The organism is Neptuniibacter caesariensis, from assembly GCF_000153345.1.
Taxonomy (GTDB): domain Bacteria; phylum Pseudomonadota; class Gammaproteobacteria; order Pseudomonadales; family Balneatricaceae; genus Neptuniibacter; species Neptuniibacter caesariensis.
On record NZ_CH724125.1, the window covers coordinates 754316 to 777818 of the forward strand.

The 23503-nt window shown below is 46.2% G+C and carries 20 protein-coding genes and 1 pseudogene; 3 read left to right on the forward strand and 18 right to left on the reverse strand.

The genetic code is table 11. The annotated features are described in order from the left end of the window. Positions 1–23: 23 nt before the first annotated feature. The 7 genes from MED92_RS03710 to MED92_RS03740 form a co-directional block, all read right to left on the reverse strand. Complete coding sequence (locus MED92_RS03710; RefSeq protein WP_007020149.1) at positions 24–584, reverse strand: tRNA threonylcarbamoyladenosine dehydratase; 561 nt, start codon at positions 582–584, stop codon at positions 24–26. A 17-nt stretch (positions 585–601) separates the two neighbouring features. Continuing rightward, entirely contained in the window at positions 602–820 is a 219-nt protein-coding gene (locus MED92_RS03715; RefSeq protein WP_007020150.1) for a hypothetical protein, read from the reverse strand. A 22-nt stretch (positions 821–842) separates the two neighbouring features. Continuing rightward, complete coding sequence (locus MED92_RS03720; protein ID WP_202899527.1) at positions 843–1583, reverse strand: TIGR01621 family pseudouridine synthase; 741 nt, start codon at positions 1581–1583, stop codon at positions 843–845. A gap of 42 nt (positions 1584–1625) precedes the next feature. Then, complete coding sequence (locus MED92_RS03725) at positions 1626–1991, reverse strand: hypothetical protein (RefSeq protein WP_007020152.1); 366 nt, start codon at positions 1989–1991, stop codon at positions 1626–1628. Positions 1992–2104: 113 nt separating this feature from the next. Continuing rightward, complete coding sequence (gene hda, locus MED92_RS03730) at positions 2105–2809, reverse strand: DnaA regulatory inactivator Hda (protein WP_007020153.1); 705 nt, start codon at positions 2807–2809, stop codon at positions 2105–2107. After that, positions 2799–3899 carry an AI-2E family transporter gene (locus MED92_RS03735; RefSeq protein WP_007020154.1) on the reverse strand — a complete coding sequence of 367 codons (1101 nt, stop codon included), beginning with the start codon at positions 3897–3899 and terminating at the stop codon, positions 2799–2801. Before MED92_RS03735 ends, hda begins: the two co-directional genes overlap by 11 nt. A gap of 30 nt (positions 3900–3929) precedes the next feature. Then, positions 3930–4970 (reverse strand): DUF2066 domain-containing protein, encoded by a 1041-nt coding sequence (locus tag MED92_RS03740; RefSeq protein WP_007020155.1) that lies wholly within the window; start codon positions 4968–4970, stop codon positions 3930–3932. Positions 4971–5132: 162 nt separating this feature from the next. Here MED92_RS03740 and purM point away from each other — a divergent pair. The 3 genes and pseudogenes from purM (at position 5133) to MED92_RS03755 (ending at position 7577) form a co-directional block, all read left to right on the forward strand. Continuing rightward, a pseudogene (gene purM, locus MED92_RS03745) lies at positions 5133–6190 on the forward strand (phosphoribosylformylglycinamidine cyclo-ligase). A 7-nt stretch (positions 6191–6197) separates the two neighbouring features. Beyond that, positions 6198–6842: a phosphoribosylglycinamide formyltransferase gene (gene purN, locus MED92_RS03750; RefSeq protein ID WP_007020158.1), complete on the forward strand. Its 645-nt coding sequence runs from the start codon at positions 6198–6200 to the stop codon at positions 6840–6842. A 12-nt stretch (positions 6843–6854) separates the two neighbouring features. Then, a complete protein-coding gene (locus MED92_RS03755; RefSeq protein WP_007020159.1) occupies positions 6855–7577 on the forward strand; it encodes a DUF3108 domain-containing protein in 723 nt (240 codons plus the stop codon). Between the two features lie 16 nt (positions 7578–7593). On the opposite strand, the gene MED92_RS03760 is transcribed toward MED92_RS03755, so the two are convergent. From MED92_RS03760 to sdhA, 11 genes are all read right to left on the reverse strand, one after another. Further along, positions 7594–8811 (reverse strand): EAL domain-containing protein, encoded by a 1218-nt coding sequence (locus MED92_RS03760; RefSeq protein ID WP_007020160.1) that lies wholly within the window; start codon positions 8809–8811, stop codon positions 7594–7596. 36 nt (positions 8812–8847) lie between these two features. Next, the gene (locus tag MED92_RS18390; protein WP_050764115.1) at positions 8848–10326 is read right to left on the reverse strand and encodes a diguanylate cyclase domain-containing protein; all 1479 of its coding nucleotides are present in this window, start codon (positions 10324–10326) and stop codon (positions 8848–8850) included. A gap of 61 nt (positions 10327–10387) precedes the next feature. Beyond that, positions 10388–12388, reverse strand: coding sequence for a GGDEF domain-containing phosphodiesterase (locus MED92_RS03770; RefSeq protein WP_007020162.1), 2001 nt, complete (start codon positions 12386–12388; stop codon positions 10388–10390). A 168-nt stretch (positions 12389–12556) separates the two neighbouring features. Further along, entirely contained in the window at positions 12557–13195 is a 639-nt protein-coding gene (locus MED92_RS03775; protein ID WP_007020163.1) for a hypothetical protein, read from the reverse strand. A 127-nt stretch (positions 13196–13322) separates the two neighbouring features. Next, a complete protein-coding gene (sucD, locus tag MED92_RS03780; RefSeq protein WP_007020164.1) occupies positions 13323–14195 on the reverse strand; it encodes a succinate--CoA ligase subunit alpha in 873 nt (290 codons plus the stop codon). Continuing rightward, the gene (gene sucC, locus MED92_RS03785; RefSeq protein ID WP_007020165.1) at positions 14195–15361 is read right to left on the reverse strand and encodes an ADP-forming succinate--CoA ligase subunit beta; all 1167 of its coding nucleotides are present in this window, start codon (positions 15359–15361) and stop codon (positions 14195–14197) included. Before sucC ends, sucD begins: the two co-directional genes overlap by 1 nt. A 149-nt stretch (positions 15362–15510) precedes the next feature. Then, the gene (gene lpdA, locus MED92_RS03790) at positions 15511–16953 is read right to left on the reverse strand and encodes a dihydrolipoyl dehydrogenase (RefSeq protein WP_007020166.1); all 1443 of its coding nucleotides are present in this window, start codon (positions 16951–16953) and stop codon (positions 15511–15513) included. 40 nt (positions 16954–16993) lie between these two features. After that, a complete protein-coding gene (gene odhB, locus MED92_RS03795) occupies positions 16994–18205 on the reverse strand; it encodes a 2-oxoglutarate dehydrogenase complex dihydrolipoyllysine-residue succinyltransferase (RefSeq protein ID WP_007020167.1) in 1212 nt (403 codons plus the stop codon). Between the two features lie 63 nt (positions 18206–18268). Beyond that, on the reverse strand, positions 18269–21103 hold the full coding sequence (locus MED92_RS03800) for a 2-oxoglutarate dehydrogenase E1 component (RefSeq protein WP_007020168.1): 2835 nt from the start codon (positions 21101–21103) through the stop codon (positions 18269–18271). Between the two features lie 246 nt (positions 21104–21349). Next, positions 21350–22054: a succinate dehydrogenase iron-sulfur subunit gene (locus MED92_RS03810; RefSeq protein ID WP_007020169.1), complete on the reverse strand. Its 705-nt coding sequence runs from the start codon at positions 22052–22054 to the stop codon at positions 21350–21352. Between the two features lie 17 nt (positions 22055–22071). Then, the coding region (gene sdhA / locus MED92_RS03815; protein ID WP_007020170.1) for a succinate dehydrogenase flavoprotein subunit at positions 22072–23503 on the reverse strand (1432 nt) is incomplete at its 5' end.

Below are 23503 nucleotides of genomic sequence, written 5' to 3' on the forward strand. Positions count from 1 at the left end.
GACCGCAAAACGCTGCCACTTTGCTAAAGCGATAATGCTTCGCAAAAAGGAACGCACTTTGCTGCCAACGGATCATGATTGGTTTTGGCTAAATCACAAATATCGATTTTGGTTGGATCCGTTTGACCGCCAGCCCCGCCAATCGTAATGATTGGAATCTTGCGATAGCAGCAGTGCGCAATCAACGCCGCTTTCTCTTTAACACTATCAATAGCATCAATAACGTAATCGAATTCACCTGTGATCAGCTCAGGGATATTCTCGCGCGTAATAAAGTCTTCAATCTGTATAACTTCGCACTCAGGATTAATCAGCTTTATCCTTTCTGCCATGGCCTCTGTTTTGGGGCGCCCCACATTACCATCGACAGCATGAATCTGACGATTGGTATTAGTGATACAGATATCATCCAGGTCTATTAGAGTGATTTTACCTATCGCAGTACGTGCCAGCGCCTCCGCGACCCAGGAACCAACCCCACCGATTCCGATCACACAAATGTTTGATTCACGAAAACGGTCCACAGCATCATTGCCATAAAGCCTGCGCGTACCACCAAATCTATTTTCAAAAGAGGAACTCAATGCAGTACTCCAGCGCTTTAGAACTCGTCGTCGGTAATCTCAGTGAGAATGATGTGTCCGCACTTCGCACATTTGCCTTCAATAAAGATAATGTCATTTAGTTCATATTCTTCCGGCTCAACCATTCCCAGATTGACTTCCTGACACTGGTCGCACCAGGTCTGTTCCAGAAAGGCCTTCTTCTCTTCATCATCTCGAAGGTTAAAATCACGATCGATACGTTCGTTATCACTCATATCCAGTTGCCTTGCTTAACTATTAACATTTAACGCTTGGTAATTTAGGCCAGTTTTCCATTTCCGGCTGGGAGAAAGATGATTCGACCAGAGTACTGAACTGATGATCGAAATGAACACCATCAGTAGGAAGTGCTCTAAAAATGTATCTTTCTTCATTTAATGTGAAAGCAAGTTGGTAAGCATGCAGATAAGTGCGGTCAGCTTCTTCACCACCGTACATATTATCACCTAAAATCGGAGCACCCTCACTTTTCAATGCCACACGGATCTGATGGGTTTTCCCTGTAGACGGCTTTAGCAAAAAGAGGCGAAATCCCGGCTTCATTGCCACACTTACAAATTGCGTCATTGCTGGGTTAATCTTGCTACGAAGCAATTTCCAACTGCCGCGACGTGATTTTTCCATATCACCGCAGACCAAGCCCTGCTTGCGCTTCGGCTTATTTGCGGAGACAGCAAGATAAAACTTCTCAACTTCACGATTTTGAAATTGCATCGAAAGATCTGCCGCAGTCTCACGATTTTTTGCAAACACCATTACACCCGATGTCACTTTATCCAGCCGATGGATTAGAAAGATCTCATCCAACTCCAGTTGCCTCTGAAGCAACATCGTCAACCCTTCATCACCCTGATCTTTATGCACACTAATGCCAGGGGACTTGTTGATGATAATAAAATCAGCTGTTTGAGTTAGGATCTGGTACACGGAATATCCCGCAAAAAGCGGAATCATGAGGGAGAAGAAAGGATAATTCAAGGGGCAAAGGTGCTCACCTGCCCCTTGTAGGCACCCTAAGGCTTAGAGTGCTTCGATATTCTTTAAAAGCTTATCTACTTTGCTGGTATAAATATGAAAAACCAGACTACGCTCCGTTTCAGGTTCTTTTGCCAAACGCGCCTCAAGACAGGCAACATTGCCTTCTTCAAACCTAACCGCGGTAAAGCGCTCATCACTTTTCTTGATGTTTAGAAATTTTACGCCTTCCGAAGCCAGAATAAGACGTTTATTTGAAACCGCAATAAATCCTTTATACCACTCCCGACCGAGAACTTTACCTTTATGATTTAGATGGGTAACCGTGAAACGAACATTGTTCTCTTTAACCTTAATGTCTTCCTTTTCCAGCTTTGACTTGAGTTTTTCAGTCAGATGCTTGCTGGCCATACAACCTCCTACAGAATACAGAGTACATAAATACAGAACCTGTATTTTGCATTACGCGCATGCAAAAGATGATGACAGATATGTGAAGACTTAGACGAATAAGATAAAAAAGGCTAAAGGCCTGTAACTTCCTTAATAAACGGGATAGTTACCTTCCGTTTGGCGCTCAAGGAGGCTTGATCGAGCGTATCTAACAAAGAGGTTAAATCATTCATATTACGGCTAGCATGGTGTAACAGAAAACGCGCCACTTCATCAGAAAACTCAAGACCGCGCGCACTGGCTCTCATCTGGATTGCCTTCAATTTTGTGTCATCACTCAAAGGCTGAACCTGAAATACCATTCCCCAGCTTAGGCGAGACGCCAGATCTGGAAGACTGATACCCAGATAACGCGGGGCTGATGTTGATGCAATGACCAACGTGTTGCCCTGCTCCCTGATACGGTTAAAGAAGTGAAACAGCGCCACTTCCCAATCACGATCACCTGCGACGGATTGAACGGCATCCAGGCATACCAGATCAAGAAACTCCATCCCTTCAAGAATGCCACTACCCATATGTTTAAGCTCATCAAGTGGCAAATATGCAGCACTTCGGCCTAAGGGCTCGGCCTCATGACATATAGCCTGCAAAAGATGAGTACAACCGACCCCTTCATTACCCCAGATAAAGGTAAACTGTTCGCCTGTACCTTGCGCCGCTGCCTTTAAGGTTGCACAGACTAACTCATTACCTTGAGCGTAAAAGTTCTCAAAGCGAGCATCATCACGCAAGCTGACTGATAATGGGATCTGAAATGGATGATTAGTTGTCATTAACTACGGGTTCGGATTGTTCTGTGTCATTCTTATGTTCTGATGCATAAAGGGAACTACTTTTATACCCTTCATGCAGATGCCTTAACAGCACCATGATTACTGCGGCTACTGGAAGTGCTAGTAGCACCCCTACGAAGCCAAATAACTGGCCGCCAGCCATAATAGCAAAAATCACAGCAACAGGGTGCAAACCAATGCGATCGCCAACCAGTAACGGGGTTAGTAACATTCCCTCAAGCATTTGGCCAACAATAAACACTGCACCTACATAACCTAAAACGATAGGGTCCTGAAACTGCATAAAGGCCGCCACTCCGGCAACCACAATACCAATAATAAACCCCATATAGGGAACTATGCTGGCAAGACCCGCGATCATACCAACCAATAGCGCCAGATCAAGTCCTACAATCCATAATCCTACAGCGTAAACAACGCCAAGCGCGACCATCACCAGCAACTGCCCCTTCATAAAGGCCCCCAGGACCTCATCACATTCACGGGCCCATAGTGAAACTTTTGGCTCAATATTGCGCGGCAATAGGCGCTTAACCTTATCCATCATGACATCCCAATCACGCAGTAGATAGAAAGTCACCACAGGAATTAGTACCAGATTCGCCACCCAAGCGACAATAGCCATGCTTGAGCGAGTTAAACCACCTAGCAACTGGGCCATGATATCGCTGGTTTTTTGCAGATCACCGATAAGGATCGATTTCAAATTGGAAAACTCAAAAGCGCTTGCCTCCAGGCTGAATGTCGACATCAACCAAGGCAATACCTGATTTTCAAATAAGCTGATCGCTTGAGGAATGCGCTCCAGCAGTAATTGGATCTGCATACCTAGCTTCGGAATAAACAGCAGAAACATCATGACGACAATTGCGGTCATTGCAATAAAGACAATGATGACTGAGGTTGTTCGTGATAAACCCGCTGCTTCAAGACGATCGGCTATCGGATCAGACAGATAGGCCAGCAGCGCCCCCACTAAAAAAGGGGAAAGAATCGGCGCCAGGAGATAAACCAAGCCAGCCATCACCAAAGCGAAAATCAAAAAGAACCAACGCTGAGATTCCGTCATAACATTATCCCTAATTCAAGTAATCGCGTTTTAATTCTGCCAACGGTAGGAAAATACAGTTCTACCCTGATTATCAATATCCCGATTTTGCAGTGTTAGCCTCGGTTCGACAGAGATTGCCTGAAGCATCTGCTCCTCTGAACTATCCAGTTCTAGACGCATAACCAATAAGTCACCCTGTACTCGTTCTGTATTAGCACTATTAACGACGGGCAAAGACTTTAAAAACCCGGCCAACTGAACGTAATCAGCCAGACTTGATATATTGCTGAAATGCACTTCTACCCCAGTCTGGAAGTGACTTAATTTATGGCTCGCAACAGGCTTAAACAGCTGATCAGCAATAGCATTTACCATCTCTTTAATTACCTGTTCATCACTTCCCAATCCAGATAGTCGTTTGCTTCCGTGAACTGAGTTGAAAAGCCACTCCAATTGAACCTGCCCCGAATCCCGATAACTCAGACGCGCAGCTACAACAGCATCAGGTCGATAGCGGAGCGAAGCAGATTCTATAGACTCCTCAAACAACCCCCATAGATCCGCAACAGGTAAACTTGACTGATCTGTCAAATCCAGTAACGGGAACTGAACTGGCAGCGCACGTGTAGCTGCAACATCTCGCAATGTATTGACGACCTTATCTTCAGGCATAACATAGTCTTGCTCTTTTTGAAGATCAGTCGCTAACCAGAAAAGTACGGTTGGTCGCTGAATTCCTAATGGTTTCATTCCCGTTTGAGAAACCAGGGCATCGACAAGGGACTGAGCATAATCAAGCTGAAGAATGATAGAAGAACCTTGCTCGGTGTCTTTAAAACTGAACTGTTGAAGCAGATTGACTGCGTTGGGTAACTGACCCTGTATAACAGGATTAGAGGAAATTGCGCTATTCCCGGAAACTTTAATAAGCACCTGGCGAAGCCCGGTTTCAATCTGTACAGGGCTTGGTTCAGTTGCAGGCTCTCCTACCACAAGTTGTGTACTGTAAATTCCTGATACTGTCCCAGCACTAACCCATGAGGAGAATAAGAGCCAAAAAACAACTACCGAGCCCCTGATAAAGTCCATTCTATTACCCACACCTGTCCAAATTCGAATCCGCTACTGTACCATCCCATATAAATATTTCATATTCATGGCCGAGATGAGTGTATTCACTCGCCAGAAACGGTAGAATACGCGCAATATTTTTCTTCCCTCTTTCCTTGTACATGAAAGGTTTACTACTCCATGTCTAATGGTTCTGAAAACAGCTCTCTGAGCTACAAAGATGCAGGCGTTGATATCGACGCTGGTAATGCCCTGGTTGATCGTATTAAAGGGGTTGCTAAAAGCACTGCCCGCCCTGAAGTGATGGGTGGCCTTGGTGGTTTTGGCGCACTTTGCCGCATCCCTGAAGGATACCGCAAGCCAGTACTGGTATCAGGTACAGATGGCGTTGGTACCAAACTACGTTTGGCAATGGACCTGGGCAAGCACGACACAATTGGTATCGATCTGGTAGCAATGTGTGTAAATGACCTAGTTGTTGCACGTGCTGAACCACTGTTCTTCCTGGACTACTACGCGACAGGTAAACTTAATGTGATACTGCTGCTGATGTCGTTACAGGTATCGGTAAAGGTTGTGAACTTTCAGGCGCAGCGCTGGTTGGCGGTGAAACTGCTGAAATGCCTGGTATGTACGAAGGCGAAGATTATGACCTTGCAGGATTCTGTACGGGTGTAGTTGAAGAAGATGAGATCATCGATGGCAGCAACGTCAAAGTTGGCGATACATTGATTGGCCTGGCTTCTTCCGGCCCTCACTCTAACGGCTACTCACTGATTCGTAAAATTATCGAAGTACGCGGTGCTGAGCTCAATGAAGACCTTGATGGACAGCCACTGTCTGACGCATTGATGGCCCCTACCCGCATCTACGTTAAATCTCTGTTGAAGCTAATCAAAGAATCGCAAGTCAATGCACTGTCTCATATTACAGGTGGCGGCTTGCTTGAAAACATTCCACGTGTACTTCCTGACAGTGCTAAAGCGGTTATCGACACTCAGTCCTGGAAGATGCCTGCCGTATTCAACTGGCTGCAACAACAAGGCAATGTTGAAGCGACAGAGATGTACCGTACTTTCAACTGCGGTGTCGGCATGATTATTTGTGTGCCTGCTGAGAAACAGGAAGAAGCGCTTCAAATCCTAAAAGATGCTGGCGAAGAAGCTTGGGTTATTGGCTCAATTGCTGAAGCTGCTCAAGGCGAAGAACAGGTTGAATTGAACGGCCTGGAGGCGTAATCGCTACATGACCAAACGAATCGTTGTCCTGATTTCAGGAAGTGGTTCCAATCTTCAAGCTGTCATGGATGCAATCGATGCGGGCCAGATTAATGGCCGCATCGAAGCCGTTTTAAGCAACAAAGCGGAAGCTTTTGGCCTTGAGCGGGCAACTAAAGCCGGCATTCCTGCTCTGATACTTAAACATACTGATTTCGAGAGCCGAGAAAGCTTTGATCAGGCGATGATCGAGAAAATCGACCAACATAAGCCTGACCTCATCGTTCTCGCAGGATTCATGCGCATATTGTCAGCAGAGTTTGTAAGGCACTACCAGGGAAGAATGTTTAACATTCACCCTTCACTATTGCCCAAATACAAAGGCCTGCACACTCATCAGCGCGCAATTGAAGCTGGTGATTCGGAGCATGGCTGCACTGTCCACTTTGTTACTGAAGAGTTAGATGGAGGACCATTAGCTGTTCAGGGTAAAGTAAGCATAGATGGGGATGATAATGCAGAGAGCTTGCAGCAAAAGGTCCACAAAGTAGAACACCAGATCTACCCACTTGCAGTAGAGTGGTTCTGTGCAGACCGACTGAAATGGACTAAAGACGGTGTGGAACTTGATGGGAAGCAGCTTCCCAGTCAGGGATACCAACAAGAAAAGTAAGAGGAAATCACGATGTCCGGATTATGCACCAAAGCATTGGGTATTTCGCTTTGCGCGACAATGATCTGGGCATCTCCTCACGCCTTTTCTGCACAAGACACAGAACTACTTAAACCATTTACTGCCACCTACGAGATCGATTGGGATGGCAGCATATCTCTTAGCGGAAAAACCATCCGCAGCCTTCAGCAAAACGAAGATAAAAACTGGCTTTTCGAATCCAAAGCCAGTGCTATGTTCGCCAGCATCTATGAATCTAGTCTGTTTGACTGGTCGGCCAAAGATCTGCAGCCTATAAAGTACACCTTCAAACGAAGTGTGCTCGGAAAAAAGCGCCATGCAGAAGTAGAATTTGACTGGAGTAAGCTGAGCGTTACTAATCAGGTTGAGAATAAACCCTGGCAGATGGATATTAAGGCGGGCGTGCAAGACAAAATTAGCTATCAGCTACTACTGCAACAGGAGATTGCGCTCGGCAAGACCGAATTCAATTACTCAGTAGCTGATGGAGGCCACTTAAAAGAGTATCTCTTTAAAGTCGATGGTAACGAACAGATCAAAGCCCCCATTGGTACATTTGAAGCCATACGCGTTAAGCGTGTCCGCAAAGAAGGTAGCGACAGACAGACATACATCTGGTTTGCGCCGGAATTAAATTATCAGATCATCAAGTTGTATCAGATCGAGAAGAAGGGCAAAGAGTATACCCTCCTCCTCAAATCTCTGGAGCAATAACCTCATTCACAGATTATCAGTCAAGATCAGGTATCCAGCTGGCCGGCATGGCACTAAAGCCGGTAAACAGATCATCTTCACTATGATCATCCAATAGGTCTGCCAGCAGAATTCGATTTTCATCGATAAACAATACCGCCGTTTGCGCACGCTTACCGGTATGAATATCCTGATAAGGCACCGAGAAAACTAAACGATTATTTGTATCCGAAGAACCTATCAACTCGAAGAAGTAAGGACGCCAGCTCCAATTATAACCGCGATGTTTTTCTTCAAGCTTCCAGCCATCAGCAGAGTTCTCAAAGTTGGGTGAAATCTGATTCCCCAAACGATCACAAATATAGAAGCGCATTAGATGATCAGCGGCAACAAAGTGCTCAAGATCCTCATCACTCTGTGCAGCCTTTAAAACCTCTCTTAACGACAGCAACTCTGATTTGATCTTTTCTGCTCGCCAATGACTTCTTGAAGTCGCGTTGATCGCCATATCCCGGTAATGGCTAAGCAGATTTCTAACCTGCGTCTCCGTACTGTCAGGTTCAGATAACTCAGCTTCTGCTTTAGCAAACAGATAGCCCTGAACATAAACCGCGTTACAACTAAGCGCAAGGTGGTACTCTTCTTCTGTTTCTACCCCTTCACATAACACTTTACTACCTAAACGCGACGCCAGATCTCCAAGCATCTGTACCATTGAGGAGCCACGACTATTTTGAGCGCCATTACGCAAAAGCGACATATCTAACTTGATGATATCTGGCTTTAGTAGCGCAATACGGTCTAATTGGGAAAAACCGGTACCAAAATCATCAATAGCAATTTTGAACCCTTCATCACGATATTTAGATACCAGTTTTTGAATCACCGCCAGATCACCATCCAACTCGGTAATTTCGATAATCAACCGTGTCGGATCAACACCCAGATTTTTAATCATCTCTAATGTTGGAATACGATCAAACGATTCAAGATATTGCAGCCATTCGGGTGATATATTGATACTGATATACGTATCTTCCGGAAGCGATGCTATCTTCTCAAGGGCCTGCTGACGGACCATCCTGTCTAATTCAATACGGTCCATCACTGGTATCGTTTTATCGGCAAAAATCGCCCCTGCAGAAACAACCTCACCCGCTTTATTTTTCATCCTTGCCAGAGCTTCATATCCCGCAATCCTACCTGTGGCTGTCTCGACAATAGGCTGGTAATAGGGGAAAGCTTTAACATTCATAACTAACTACTCAACAAAATTAAAAAACAATTGGTACTACTTGCCTACCAGAGAACGCTTGTACTCATACATTCTCTTATCGGACACTTCTAATAAGCTGATCGCATTATTTCCATCTTCCGGATACAGAGCCTGACCAATACTACATCCTAAATCTATCTGATCGCCACCCACATGGTAGCTTTCTGAAATTGCTTCAACCATCTGCTTAACAACCAAGGCCATGGAATCTTTATCAATATCAGGCAACAACACAACAAACTCATCACCCCCATAGCGCGCAACGGTATCACTACTTCTAACAACACCCTTAAGCCGTTGAGCACAAAGCCCTAAGACCTCATCCCCAACCGCATGGCCAAGAGAATCATTTACCGGTTTAAAGCGATCTAAATCAATAAAAAGAACCCCTAGCATTGTACTGAAACGCTTGGCTCTTAAAAGCTCTAACTCAAGCCGGTCATGAACCGCCCTTCTATTCACTAAACCGGTTAAGGGGTCATGATTTGCCTGGTGAGCCAGGATCGACTGCGCTTTAGTAAAGTGGCTGATATCGTTGATGGTCAAAATCGTATAAACCCGATCATCAAGGTCATATTGACGCTCCTTCACTTCGACAGAAATCATTTCGCCAGAGCGAGTAACAGCACAAAGATCCGCTCCAGTTTTACTGAACAGCTCAGATTCACTAATAGACCTGAAGCGCCTTTCAGAATAACCGAAGAAATCACGGCTCATCTTATTGGCAAGTATGATTCTGCGTTTATGATTCAGGACGATCAGACTCGTAGCTGCACCATCGACAAGATTTAAAAAATTCTTAACCTGAAATTCAGCACGAATGGAGCGCTGATGAAACAAACGAACAATCAGAAGAAAGTTAAGCAGCGCCAAAGCAAACGCCAGACTCTGTATCCACCTCAGTGATGACGTTTTTTCTTGAGAAAGCTGCTCAATCCTATAAGTAAGCTTGTTCATTAACGACAGTAATGTCAGGTTATGCTGATTAAGCTTATCAATAGCCTCTGAAAGTGAATCTGGGTTAGGGCGGTTCAAATAATTCTCGATCACCGGCGAAACCAATTTCATGACTGCCTCAGTTTCAATGATATATTGCCTGACCTTAGCGTCATGAATAGCAGAAAAAGGCTTTAAATTACCTTCTCCATCAGTCACCTCCCCTCCCTCCTTAATAGCACTTAATGTTGCTATAAAGAGAGGGTATACAGCATTTAACTCTAACGAGCCTTGTTCAGAATATGACTGATCAACCGCTATATGCAGCAAAGACTTAGCCATACGCTGGGAAAGCATACGTTGCCGGCCTGAAATGTTGATCGCAAGTGCATCCTGCTCAACCAATCTCGTAATATAAAAATTAAGCCCCAAAATAGTGCAATCAAGCACCAAAAAAGCGCATATAGCGACCGTCAAGGTAAGCTTGATCCGTTGCCTGCGGGACGCTGCACTATTTGTAGCTGCTACCGTTTCCATACTAGGCAGCAGCTTGTTCACTCATATCCATACGGATTAAAGAGCAAGAAACAGACCAAGGAAGGGAATTTACTAAAAAGCCTTATAGTTTAGAAAGTGGGACTGGCTCACCCAAGAGAAAACCTTGCAGGTAGTCGACGCCTATTTCACGTGCCGCTTTTTCGACATCAGCGCTATGGACGTACTCGGCAACGGTCTTAACATTGAGTCGACGCGCAAAATCCACCACCGTTGCGGCAACAATCCGTGCATTTTCATCACGATCGATGTAGCGGATTAAGGAACCATCGATCTTAATGTAATCAATATCCAGTTTTAGAAGGTACTCAAAGTTCGAATACCCCGTACCAAAGTCATCAATCGCCAGCTGACAACCCAGCACCTTAACTCTATCGAGAAAATCAATGACCAGTTCGGAATTTTCTATCGCCTCGGACTCAACCAACTCAAAAATAAGCCGATCACCCACAGCATATCGTTTGATCGATTCAAGAATGTGATTAGCAGTGACCGGGTTAAGAATATCGCTAGCCGTAATATTCAGGGAAAAGGCTTCGCAACGATCGCTAAAGAACCGACAGGCCTTTTCCACCATAATCCGAGTCAGATCACCGTATAAACGCCCGTTTTTCGCAGCCTGCAGAAACAGATAAGGCGAACAAAATGTTTCATCCTCTCGTAAACGCATAAGACATTCATAACGTACAGACTCAACATCAGAAGCATCAACAATTGGCTGAGCAAACACCTCAATACGATCATCCGCAATAGCCTCCCGTATCCGCTTAAGCCAGGTTATGTTGTTATCAATTTGTCGTTTAAGGGGAGAATAGGTGTCATAGATTTCGACTGAATGGTTTTGCGCTTTTGCACTGTGAAGCGCGATATCTGCGTGCAACAACAATTCCGGGCAAGCACCACTAGAAGCCCCAGCTGTTACCGCTAAAGCAAATTCTGTCTCGAGCACTTTAAGGTTATTTGTCGCAACCATTTCTACAATGAGATCGCAGATCCTATCAAAAGAAAGGTCTCTGGTAGCTTCGTTAGTGAAGAAAGCGAACTCGTCACCCGACAATCGGAATAATTTTAATGCATACTGCTCAGCAATTCGCTGTAAAAGACCGGCTAAATCGCATAATAATTGGTCACCTACCTCAAAGCCAAAATACTCATTCACCAGCTTAAAATCATTAATATTAATGATGATTAAATAGCCTGATAAGTTCTGAGATAGGGTTTCAAGAAGCCCCTGCCTGTTCGCTAAACCTGTTAACTGATCGGTGGTTTGCCGACGAATTGTTTGATCTTTTTTCACCAACTCAGTTACATCAAATCGCACCGATATAAATTCAACAATTTCACCATTAGCATCAGTTATGGGAGAAATCGCCGATCTTACATAGTAGTCGTCACCGGATTTAGAGCGATTTCGTAGCGTCCCTATCCAGGCTTTGCCAGACTGAATTGTACTCCACAGCTCCTTAAATATGATATCAGGAGTGTCAGGGTGCCTGACTATTGAATGCGTTGCACCAATAAGCTCCGCTGGCTGAAAACCTGAAACAGAGCAGAACTGCTCATTCACATAAGTGATTACACCCCTGGCATCCGTTTTGGAAACGATGGCACTTCTATCTACAGCCCCCTTGTACTCTTCAAGAAGTTGCTGTTTCGATTCCAGCTGCCTTTCCAGGCCAACCTCTCGGTGCTTCTGGGCATCAATATCTGTTATGTAGCCTTCAATTGTTTCGAGTTTATCTGCACTGAAAACCCCATGGCCCTGCTCCCACACCCATAAACGCATGCCATCTTGTTTAATGATCTGGTATTCAACACTGTAAGGTCTCGCCAAACGCAAAGATTCATCAACTACCTTTTTATAGTGAGAATAAAATTCGGGGCAGATGATATCCTTGAAGGTAACCTGGCCTGTTAACCAATCTTGCGTTGTGTAACCTGTGATATGTTCACAACCATGAGTAATTAACAAGAGCGCGCGATCGCCCACCATAGAGCGCCGATAGAAAGTACCCGGCATTCGATCGATCAGATCATTTACTTCGTGTAAATCTTTACCACTCAAATCTAATCGCTCCAAAACCACAAGATAAGGAAATTAACCATAACAAAAAAAGGGTGATTATAGCGAACCACCATACACTATTTAAGGTTAATTAATTGTAGCAAGGATATTTAAGCCGAGCGTGCAGATATAAACTAGGCAGCCTTAGGTGAGCTACCAAGAAGAACACTAACGATCAAAACGCGTATAGGATTCAAGCTCACGTTCAACCGGTATTTCCCATTTCTTTAGTAACTGGCGAGCATTATCAAACTTACGCTCCGCATCAGCCTTCAGGTGCCCCATAGACCCTGACAAATTAACGCGATTTCTTAACATCTGATACTTAAACAGAGGAATTAGCTTTTGGGCAATGTAAGTGCCACATACTTTTTCTTGCCTGGCCATCGCCTCAGGATCATTCGTTTGGAAGAGCTTTATCTCAAGCTGCATCAATGCCTGGGTATCCTGACAAAGCTCGAGCTGCTCCTGGGTAGCTGCTGCCGTTAATACGTATGGGCCTGAAAGCTGCTGGAAGGCAGCAACAGAGGTTGCAATCTTTCTCGCTGAACGCTTTTCAGCTTCCAGAAAAAAATTCTTTCTATAAATAATCAACTCACGCTGAATTTCATCCATCTGCGCCATAACAGCTTTATTCTGTTTGTTCAGATCGAAATTCTCCCGGCTAAACTTCTGCATAGAAGCATAACTGCCCAAGGCTTTATAACGTGCCAGTTCTGAGTGCATTTTATAGCCCAAAAAACCAGCTCCCCCGACCACACCAAGACCCACCACAGCTACTACACCAATTATTATCAACTTCTTCATTTCGTCACCAGCAACAAACCAATAGCGTTAACCTTCACATTTACCGCTGTAAAATTCAACAAAGCCAACACCGTCCGGGCACAAAAAAAGGCAGCCAAGGCTGCCTTTTTTAACAGAACTAAATGGCTTACCAGCCAGTTACTTCTTTCAGTGCATCACCAATCTGAGCCAGGGAACGAACAGTCTTAACGCCTGCATCTTCCAGAGCTGCAAATTTCTCATCAGCAGTACCTTTACCGCCAGAGATGATCGCGCCCGCATGACCCATACGCTTACCAGCAGGTGCAGTAACACCAGCAATGTAAGAAACAACAGGTTTAGTTACGTTCGCTTTGATGAATTCAGCTGCTTCTTCTTCAGCAGAACCACCGATCTCACCGATCATAACGATCGCTTCAGTCTGTGGATCGTTCTGGAACATTTCCAGAATGTCGATGAAGTTAGAACCTGGGATCGGGTCACCACCGATACCTACGCAAGTAGACTGACCGAAACCAGCGTCTGTAGTCTGCTTAACTGCTTCATAAGTCAGCGTACCAGAACGGGAAACGATACCTACTTTACCTGGCAGGTGGATGTGACCTGGCATGATACCGATCTTACATTCGCCTGGAGTGATAACACCCGGGCAGTTTGGACCGATCAGGCGAACGCCCAGCTCGTCACAACGAACTTTACACTCAAGCATATCCATAACTGGAATGTGCTCAGTGATACAAACGATCAGCTTGATACCAGCGTTAGCTGCTTCCAGGATAGAATCCTTACAGAAAGGTGCTGGAACGTAGATTACAGATGCTTCTGCACCCGTTTCAGCAACAGCTTCTGCAACTGTATTAAATACAGGCAGCCCCAGGTGAGTTGTACCACCTTTACCTGGCGTTACACCACCAACCATTTTAGTGCCGTAAGCGATAGCCTGTTCAGAGTGGAAGGTACCCTGACCACCAGTAAAACCCTGACAGATTACTTTGGTGTCTTTATTAATCAAAACGGACATTATTTACCCTCCGCTGCTTTAACTGCCTGTACAGCAGCATCAGTCAGGCTGGTAGCCGCAATGATATCCAGACCAGACTCAGACAGAAGCTGAGAACCCAGCTCTGCGTTGTTACCTTCCAGACGTACAACTACAGGTACTTCTACGCCTACCTCTTTAACTGCACCGATGATACCTTCAGCAATCAGGTCGCAACGTACGATACCGCCAAAGATGTTAACCAGTACTGCTTTAACTTTGTCATCTTCAAGGATGATCTTGAACGCTTCAGTAACACGCTCTTTAGTCGCGCCGCCACCAACGTCCAGGAAGTTTGCAGGGAAACCACCGTGCAGAGATACGATATCCATCGTACCCATTGCCAGACCTGCACCGTTAACCATACAGCCGATGCTGCCATCCAGAGCAACGTAGTTAAGATCCCACTCAGCTGCACGCGCTTCACGCTCGTCTTCCTGAGATGGATCTTCCATTGCCTGAAGGTCTTTGTGACGGTAAACAGCGTTGCCATCGATCGCTACTTTAGCGTCCAGGCAGTGCAGGTTACCTTCTTCAGTGATTACCAGAGGGTTAATCTCTAGTAGTGCCAGATCTTTTTCCTGGAACATCTGTGCAAGACCCAGGAAGATCTTAACAAACTGCTTGATCTGATCGCCTTCAAGACCCAGCTTGAATGCCAGCTCACGACCCTGATATGGCTGAGCGCCAGTCAGTGGATCAACAGTTGCTTTAAGGATTTTTTCTGGCGTTTCTTCTGCAACTTTCTCGATTTCCACACCACCTTCAGTAGATGCCATGAAAACGATACGACGAGAAGAACGGTCAACAACCGCACCCAGGTATAGCTCATTCGCAATATCTGTGCAGTCTTCAACCAGAATTTTAGAAACAGGCTGACCGTTAGCGTCAGTCTGATAAGTAACAAGGTTCTTACCCAGCCAGTTAGCTGCGAACTCTTGTGCTTCAGCAGGAGAATCAACCAGCTTTACACCGCCAGCCTTACCACGGCCGCCTGCGTGCACCTGAGTTTTAACAACCCACTTGTCACCGCCAATTTTCTCAGCAGCTTCTGCTGCTGCTTCCGGAGTATCTACAGCGTATCCTTTGGATACCGGCAGACCATATTCGGCAAACAGTTGTTTACCCTGGTACTCGTGAAGGTTCATGCTCTAATCCGTTGTGTTGTCACTAATGATTTATCTGTATCAGGAATCTACAACGTTCCTGTAACAGCCCTGTTGGGTTCAACAACAAGTTTTGCTAAAACGGCCAGCTACCCGAAAGTAGCCAGCCGAATACTTTTCAAAAAACGTAATTACTTACGCTTTTTACGGTTCGCCATGTGAATGGCGTGACCGTCAACTGCTAGTGCAGCTTCATGAATTGCTTCACTCACTGTTGGGTGAGCAAATACAGTCATCTGCAGGTCTTCTGCACTTGAGCAGAATTCCATAGCAATTGCCGCCTGACCGATCAGCTCGGAAGCGATACCGCTTACGATATGAACGCCCAAAACGCGATCTGTTTCTTCACAGGCGATCATCTTAACGAAACCATCAGTCTCGTTAGCTGCCATAGCTCGGCCGTTAGCTGCAAATGGGAATTTACCCACTTTAATTTTAGCGCCTTCAGCTTTGAGTTCCTGCTCAGTTTTACCAACCCACGCCAGTTCAGGGTGAGTGTAGATGATGTTAGGAATAACATCGTAGTTCATCTGTGCATGGTGGCCTGCAATGATATCCGCAACCATGATGCCTTCTTCAGAAGCCTTATGCGCCAGCATAGGACCACGTACAGAGTCACCAATCGCGTATACGCCCGGTACACCAGTTTGGCACTGTTCATTAACAAAAATGAAACCACGCTCATCAAGGTTCACACCAGAATCGTCTGCTAGCAGACCTTGCGTCTGAGGCTTACGGCCTACCGCAACGATCAACTTATCTACAACGATCTCCTGATCGCCATTGGCGTCAGTGTATTTAACCTTAACTTCTTTGCCACCGATAACTTCAGTGCCTGTGCAACGCGCACCCAGCTTGATATCAAGGTTCTGTTTCTTAAACAGCTTAGCCGCTTCTTTAGCTACATCTTTATCAGCTGCAGCCAGGAAGTCGTCCATAGCTTCAAGAACAGTAACTTCAGTTCCCAGACGTGCCCATACAGAACCCATCTCAAGACCGATAACACCCGCACCGATAACACCCAAACGCTTAGGCGTTTCATCGATATTCAGTGCACCTTCGTTATCCAGAATCAAACCTTCAGTCAAAGGCGCTGGCGGAATCTCTACTGGTACAGAACCAGAAGCAAGAATCACATTCTCCGCTTCATAAGTAGCAGAAGAACCATCAGCAGCAGTTACTTCTACTTTTTTACCGCCGTGCAGTTTACCCATGCCCTGAAGCAGAGTAACACCGTTCGCCTTGAATAGACCTGCAACACCCATAGTCAGGTTGCCTACAATTTTATCCTTGCGAGCAACCATGGCTTTAACATCCATTGTCACGTCACCAGAAACCTGGATACCGTGAACATCTGCATGCTGTGCATTGTGGAACTGGTGAGTAGATTCCAGCAGCGCCTTAGATGGGATACAACCCACGTTCAGACAAGTACCGCCAAGAACCGCACCGCCTTTCTCGTCTACCCACTTTTCAACACATGCAGTTTTCAGACCCAGCTGAGCAGCACGAATAGCTGCTACGTAACCGCCAGGACCTGCACCGATGACAATAACGTCAAATTTATCAGACATGTTTTATCCTATCTTCACTCTGTTCTTGTTGAGGGTCGACTTAGACTTCCAGGAGCATACGTGCAGGATCTTCCAGAAGATCTTTGATAGTCACCAGGAATTGTACAGCTTCCTTACCATCAATCATACGGTGATCGTATGACAGAGCCAGGTACATCATTGGTAAAATTTCAACCTGACCGTTTACAGCCATAGGACGCTCCTGGATTTTGTGCATACCCAGGATAGCAGTCTGAGGTGGATTCAGGATCGGTGTAGACATCAGAGAACCGAAAACACCACCATTTGTGATAGTGAATGTACCGCCCTGCATATCATCCATACCCAGCTTGCCTTCACGACCACGCTTACCGAAGTCAGCAATCGTAGATTCAACATCAGCCAGGCTCATCGCATCAGTATCACGCAGTACTGGTACCATCAGGCCGCGATCGGTAGATACCGCAACACCGATATCCTGATAACCGTGGTAAACCATATCGTTACCATCAATAGATGCGTTTACTGCTGGGAATTTCTTCAGTGCTTCAGTTGCCGCTTTAACGAAGAAAGACATGAACCCAAGACGCGTACCGTTGTGAGTCTTCTCGAACAGGTCTTTGTACTGCTTACGCAGTTCCATAACCGGCTTCATGTTAACTTCGTTATAAGTTGTCAGCATTGCAGCATTCTGCTGCGCTTCAACCAGACGCTTAGCGATTGTCGCACGCAGACGAGTCATTGGAACACGTTTTTCAACACGCTCGCCCGCTGGAACATTAACTGGCGCAGCAGTCGCTGCTGGTGCAGCAGCTGGCGCTGGCGCAGCAGCTGGAGCAGCCGCAGGTGCACCATTTTTCATGAAGTTCTGTACGTCTTCTTTAGTGATACCGCCGTTCTTGCCGGTACCTGGAATCTGAGACGCATCCAGACCATGTTCTTCAATCAGCTTGCGCGCAGCAGGACCTACTTTATCAGCATCACCTGCTGGTGCAGCTTCTTCAGCAGCAGCTGGTGCAGCAGCAGAACCTGCAGCACCCGCTTCAAATTTAGCGATCACTTCATCACTTAGAACTGTGTCGCCTTCACCTTTAAGAACTTCAGCAATAACACCATCTTCTGGAGCTACTACTTCAAGTACTACTTTGTCAGTTTCGATATCAACAATCAGTTCATCGGCAGAGCAAGCTTCGCCAGGTTGCTTGTGCCAAGTTGCAATGGTGCCGTCTGCTACAGATTCCGGGAAAGTCGGCGCTTTGATTTCGATGGACATGTTTTTTCCTTTATCGTTATCACCGTCAGGCGATTAAAAATTGTTTTTTGGTTAATCGCCTGATCAACCGTTGATTGCTTCGTTAACAAGTTTTTCCTGCTGCTCTGCGTGTACGGAGATATAACCTACCGCAGGAGCTGCAGACGCTGGACGGGCAACGCCTTCCAGATGAAGTTTGCTGTCATGTTTCTGCATAACATGGCGCATGTGATGCTGCATTGAATACCACGCACCCTGGTTCAGAGGCTCTTCCTGACACCAAACCACAGATTCCAGGTTGGTATATTCAGAGATCGCTTCAGCCAGCTGTACTTCAGGGAATGGGTAGAGCTGTTCAATACGAACAATCGCCACATCTTCCTTCTCAAGTTCAGCACGACGGTTATACAGGTCGTAGTAAACCTTGCCACCACACAGAACCAGTCGCTTAACCTTCTTAGGCTCCAACTGATCAACTTCACCGATAACTGGCTGGAAAGAACCTTCAGCCAGGTCTTCAAGTGTAGAAGTTGCCTGTTTGTGACGCAGCAAGCTCTTAGGAGACATAACCACAAGTGGCTTACGCAGTGGACGCACAACCTGACGACGCAACAGATGGAAAATCTGAGCTGGAGTCGTTGGTGTACACACCTGGATATTATGCTCAGCACACAGCTGCAGGTAACGTTCCAGGCGAGCAGATGAATGCTCAGGCCCCTGACCTTCAAAGCCGTGCGGCAACAGCATGGTCAAGCCACACAGACGCTGCCATTTATGCTCACCCGATGTAATGAACTGATCGATTACAACCTGAGCACCGTTAGCGAAGTCACCAAATTGTGCTTCCCAGATAACCAGTGCATTTGGCATCGTAGTCGCATAACCATATTCAAAAGCAAGTACCGCTTCCTCGGATAGGAAAGAGTCATGCAGGGTTAAGCGTGGCTGCTCTTCAGACAAATTATCAAGCGGCAGGTAAGTCTCTGCAGTCTTCTGATCATGAAGAACCGCGTGACGGTGTGAGAACGTACCTCGACCAACATCCTGACCCGTAATACGTACAGGATGCCCTTCTGCCAGGATAGAAGCGTAAGCCAAAGACTCTGCCATACCCCAGTTCAGTTCCATAGCACCGTGCGACATACGCTTACGGTCATCAATAATTTTTTGCACCTGACGCTGTACAGCGAAACCTTCAGGTACATTACAGATCTTATCGCCCAGCTCCTGAAGTAACTTCAGATCAACCTTAGTTTCAGGGCAATCGAAAGACCATTCGTGACCAAGATAAGGTTTCCAGTCAACAAATAGTTCAGCGTTTGGCTCGTGAACCAGAGACTTAACCACATGCTCGCCGTTTTCCAGCAGCTTGCGGTACTCTTTCTCCATCTCTTTACTTTCTTCAGCAGTAATTACACCTTCGGCAATCAGTTGCTGCGCGTAAAGATCACGGGTCGTTTTCTGCTTCTTGATCTGTGCGTACATCAGTGGCTGCGTACCAGACGGTTCATCCGCCTCGTTATGACCACGACGACGGTAACAGAACAGATCGATTACAACGTCTTTCTTAAATTCGTTACGGTAATCAACAGCCAGCTGCGTTACGAAACGTACCGCTTCTGGATCATCTCCATTTACATGGAAGATCGGTGCCTGAATCATTTTAGCCACATCAGTGGAATACTCGGTAGAACGAGAGTCTTCCTGTTTCGATGTGGTAAAACCAACCTGGTTGTTAATTACCAGGTGAATGGTACCGCCGGTTTTGTAAGCACGGGTCTGAGACATCTGGAATGTCTCCATTACCACACCCTGACCACAAAATGCCTGGTCACCGTGAATATTTACCGGTACTACTGAATCACCTGCAGCATCTTCGCGACGATCCTGACGTGCACGTACAGAACCCTCAACTACAGGTGCAGCGATTTCAAGGTGAGATGGGTTGAACGCCATCGCAATATGAACTTCACCACCAGAGGTTTCAACGTTTGAAGAGAAACCCTGGTGGTACTTAACGTCACCTGACGTATCGACCAGCTTCTTACCTTCAAATTCGTCAAAAAGATCCGCAGGGTTTTTACCAAAGATATTAACCAGTGTATTCAGACGACCACGGTGAGCCATGCCGATTACTACTTCTTTAGCACCCTGCTTGCCTGCACGCTGAATCAACGTATTCAGCGATACAATCATGGATTCACCGCCCTCTAGACCGAAGCGTTTCGCACCGGCATAACGGGAACCCAGGTATTTTTCCAGACCTTCCGCTGCAGTCAGGCGTTCAAGAACCATTTTCTTTTTCTCAACCGGTGCTTCCGGATGGGAACGAACAGGTTCAAGACGGGACTGAATCCAACGTTTCTCCTGAGTATCTACAATATGCATATACTCAGCACCTACTGTAGAACAGTAAGTTTTCTTAAGGTCTGCAACGATATCCCTTAGTGGTGCCTCTTCTGGTCCGAAGAACAGAGAGCCCAATTGGAATACCGTGTCATAATCTGCTTCAGAAAGCTCATGAAAACGCAGATCAAGATCAGGTACAGGTTCACGCTGCATCAAACCGAGTGGATCGATGTTTGCAGCCTGATGACCACGTACGCGATATGCGTTGATCATACGCAATACTCGCACCTGCTTTTTTTCGTGCTCGGAACTAACTGAGCTTACAGCCGCAGGGGCAGCGCGTTTCTGATTTTTGGAAAGGTAGAGAAAATGTTCTCTGATAGCGGAATGTGGCACGTCCTGTGACAGGCTTTCACCAACCTTTGGCAGGCGGTCAAATTCTTCTCGCCACTCCTGAGGAATCGCATTTGGATCCATCAGGTATGTTTCGTACAGTTCTTCAACGTATGAAAGGTTGCCACCATAAAGGTGAGCATTCTTCCACATGAGATCCATGATGCCTTCTTGCATTCTTGATCACCCTGGCTCTGGGAGCTTTTTATCGATTCCACCGGGATCAACCGAAGTAATCGCTCCTCTTTGAGTTACCTTCAAAACCCGATCAAACAGCCTTAACTGTCTCGGGAGTGCTATCTTAAAGCTTTTATGCCAAAGCTTTAATAAGTCTTTATGCGAATAACGTAATTTTTTTACAATTTTTTTATTTTTTTCTGACAAACAAAAAAAAGCGGCGCCAAATGGCACCGCTTTTCTGTTTTAAGTCGCTTGCGAAAGCAGCATGTTGCGAATTTTACCAATGGCCTTAGTTGGGTTAAGACCTTTAGGGCAAACATTCACACAGTTCATGATGCCGTGGCAACGGAAGACACTGAACGGGTCATCCAAGTCAGCCAGACGCTCACTAGTTGCTGTATCACGGCTATCCGCCAGGAAGCGGTAAGCCTGCAACAAACCAGATGGACCGATAAACTTATCAGGATTCCACCAGAAAGATGGGCAAGATGTAGAACAGCACGCACAAAGAATACACTCGTACAGACCATCCAGCTCAGCACGATCTTCCGGAGACTGCAGACGCTCGATCGCAGGCGGCGGAGTATCGTTGATCAAGAACGGCTTGATCTTCTCGTAAGCTTTGTAGAACTGAGTCATATCAACTACAAGGTCACGGATAACCGGTAGACCTGGCAGCGGACGCAGAACCAGTTTGTCATCTTTAACTACAGCAGACAGTGGAGTGATACATGCCAGACCGTTAAGGCCGTTCATGTTCATACCATCAGAACCACATACACCTTCACGACAAGAACGACGATACGCCATAGACGGATCTTTGTCCTTTAGAAGCTGAAGCAGATCCAGCACCATGATGTCCTTACCACCAGGAATATCGATATGGATATCCTGCATGTAAGGAGCATCGTCAGTTTCAGGATTGTAGCGATATACACTAACCAACATGATAGAAGCTCCTTAAATTAGTAAGTACGAACTTTAGGTGGGAAAGGATCCATGGTTTTAGGTGCAAAGTTAACTGCACGCTTACCAATGGTCTTATCTGCAGGGAAGTAGACAGAGTGGCACAGCCAGTTCTCATCATCACGCTCAGTAAAGTCGTTACGTGCGTGAGCACCACGAGATTCTTTACGCTCTTCCGCAGCAATTGCAGTCGCTTCAGCAACCTCAAACAGGTTTTCAAGCTCAAGTGCTTCAATACGCGCAGTATTGAATGCCTGACTCTTGTCTTCCAGATGCAGGTTATTGATCTTCTCGCGAATGCCCTTAAGCAGCTCCAGACCCTTCTGCATGCTTTCACCGTCACGGAATACACCGAAGTAAAGCTGCATAGTGCTCTGCAGTTCTTTACGAACTTCAGCAACACTCTCACCGCCTGTAGAGTTATTCAGACGATTCAGACGAGCCATCGCAGCATCAATGTTTGCTTCGGTCGCGTCTTTAACTTCGTAACCTTCGCGCATCTGCTGCTCAATCTGCATACCCGCAGCACGACCAAATACAACAAGGTCAAGCAGTGAGTTACCGCCCAGGCGGTTAGCACCGTGCACAGATACACAAGCAACTTCACCACATGCGTAAAGACCATCAACGATTGTATCGTTACCGTCTTTATCAGGTGCAATCGCCTGACCACCGATATTCGTTGCAACACCACCCATCTGATAGTGACAAGTCGGAACAACTGGAATCGGCTTAACAACTGGATCAGTCGCAGCAAATGTCTTAGACAGCTCACAGATACCTGGTAGACGAGAGTGCAGTACTTCCTCACCCAGGTGATCCATTTTCAGGTAAACGTGATCGCCATCTTCACCACAACCGCGGCCTTCAAGGATCTCCATAATCATAGAACGAGCCACAACGTCACGACCTGCAAGGTCTTTCGCGTTTGGCGCATAACGTTCCATGAAACGCTCACCATCTTTATTGATCAGGTAACCACCCTCACCACGACAACCTTCGGTCACAAGTACACCTGCACCTGCAATACCGGTTGGGTGGAACTGCCACATCTCCATGTCCTGCGCAGGAACACCTGCACGCAGAGACATACCCATACCGTCACCAGTATTGATAAGAGCGTTGGTAGTAGAAGAGTAGATACGGCCAGCACCACCTGTTGCAAGAACAGTTGCTTTAGCCTTGATGTAAACAGTTTCACCTGTTTCGATGCAGATAGCGATACAGCCTACAACTGCGCCATCGTCATTCTTAACCAGATCAACTGCATACCACTCGTTAAGGAAGGTAGTACCCGCTTTCATATTACCCTGATACAGAGCATGAAGCAGCGCGTGACCTGTACGGTCCGCAGCAGCACAAGTACGTGCAGCCTGACCACCTTCACCGAAATTCTTAGACTGACCACCGAAAGGACGCTGGTAGATACGA

Coding starts and splice junctions, on each gene's coding strand:
- MED92_RS03725 (WP_007020152.1), bottom strand. CDS start 1,991: ATGGCCAGCAAGCATCTGACTGAAAAACTCAAGTCAAAGCTGGAAAAG.
- MED92_RS03810 (WP_007020169.1), bottom strand. CDS start 22,054: ATGTTGGTTAGTGTATATCGCTACAATCCTGAAACTGACGATGCTCCT.
- sucC (WP_007020165.1), bottom strand. CDS start 15,361: ATGAACCTTCACGAGTACCAGGGTAAACAACTGTTTGCCGAATATGGT.
- purN (WP_007020158.1), top strand. CDS start 6,198: ATGACCAAACGAATCGTTGTCCTGATTTCAGGAAGTGGTTCCAATCTT.
- MED92_RS03760 (WP_007020160.1), bottom strand. CDS start 8,811: ATGAATGTTAAAGCTTTCCCCTATTACCAGCCTATTGTCGAGACAGCC.
- MED92_RS03775 (WP_007020163.1), bottom strand. CDS start 13,195: ATGAAGAAGTTGATAATAATTGGTGTAGTAGCTGTGGTGGGTCTTGGT.
- MED92_RS03735 (WP_007020154.1), bottom strand. CDS start 3,899: ATGACGGAATCTCAGCGTTGGTTCTTTTTGATTTTCGCTTTGGTGATG.
- MED92_RS03755 (WP_007020159.1), top strand. CDS start 6,855: ATGTCCGGATTATGCACCAAAGCATTGGGTATTTCGCTTTGCGCGACA.
- sucD (WP_007020164.1), bottom strand. CDS start 14,195: ATGTCCGTTTTGATTAATAAAGACACCAAAGTAATCTGTCAGGGTTTT.
- MED92_RS03740 (WP_007020155.1), bottom strand. CDS start 4,970: ATGGACTTTATCAGGGGCTCGGTAGTTGTTTTTTGGCTCTTATTCTCC.
- odhB (WP_007020167.1), bottom strand. CDS start 18,205: ATGTCCATCGAAATCAAAGCGCCGACTTTCCCGGAATCTGTAGCAGAC.
- lpdA (WP_007020166.1), bottom strand. CDS start 16,953: ATGTCTGATAAATTTGACGTTATTGTCATCGGTGCAGGTCCTGGCGGT.
- MED92_RS03715 (WP_007020150.1), bottom strand. CDS start 820: ATGAGTGATAACGAACGTATCGATCGTGATTTTAACCTTCGAGATGAT.
- MED92_RS03800 (WP_007020168.1), bottom strand. CDS start 21,103: ATGCAAGAAGGCATCATGGATCTCATGTGGAAGAATGCTCACCTTTAT.
- hda (WP_007020153.1), bottom strand. CDS start 2,809: ATGACAACTAATCATCCATTTCAGATCCCATTATCAGTCAGCTTGCGT.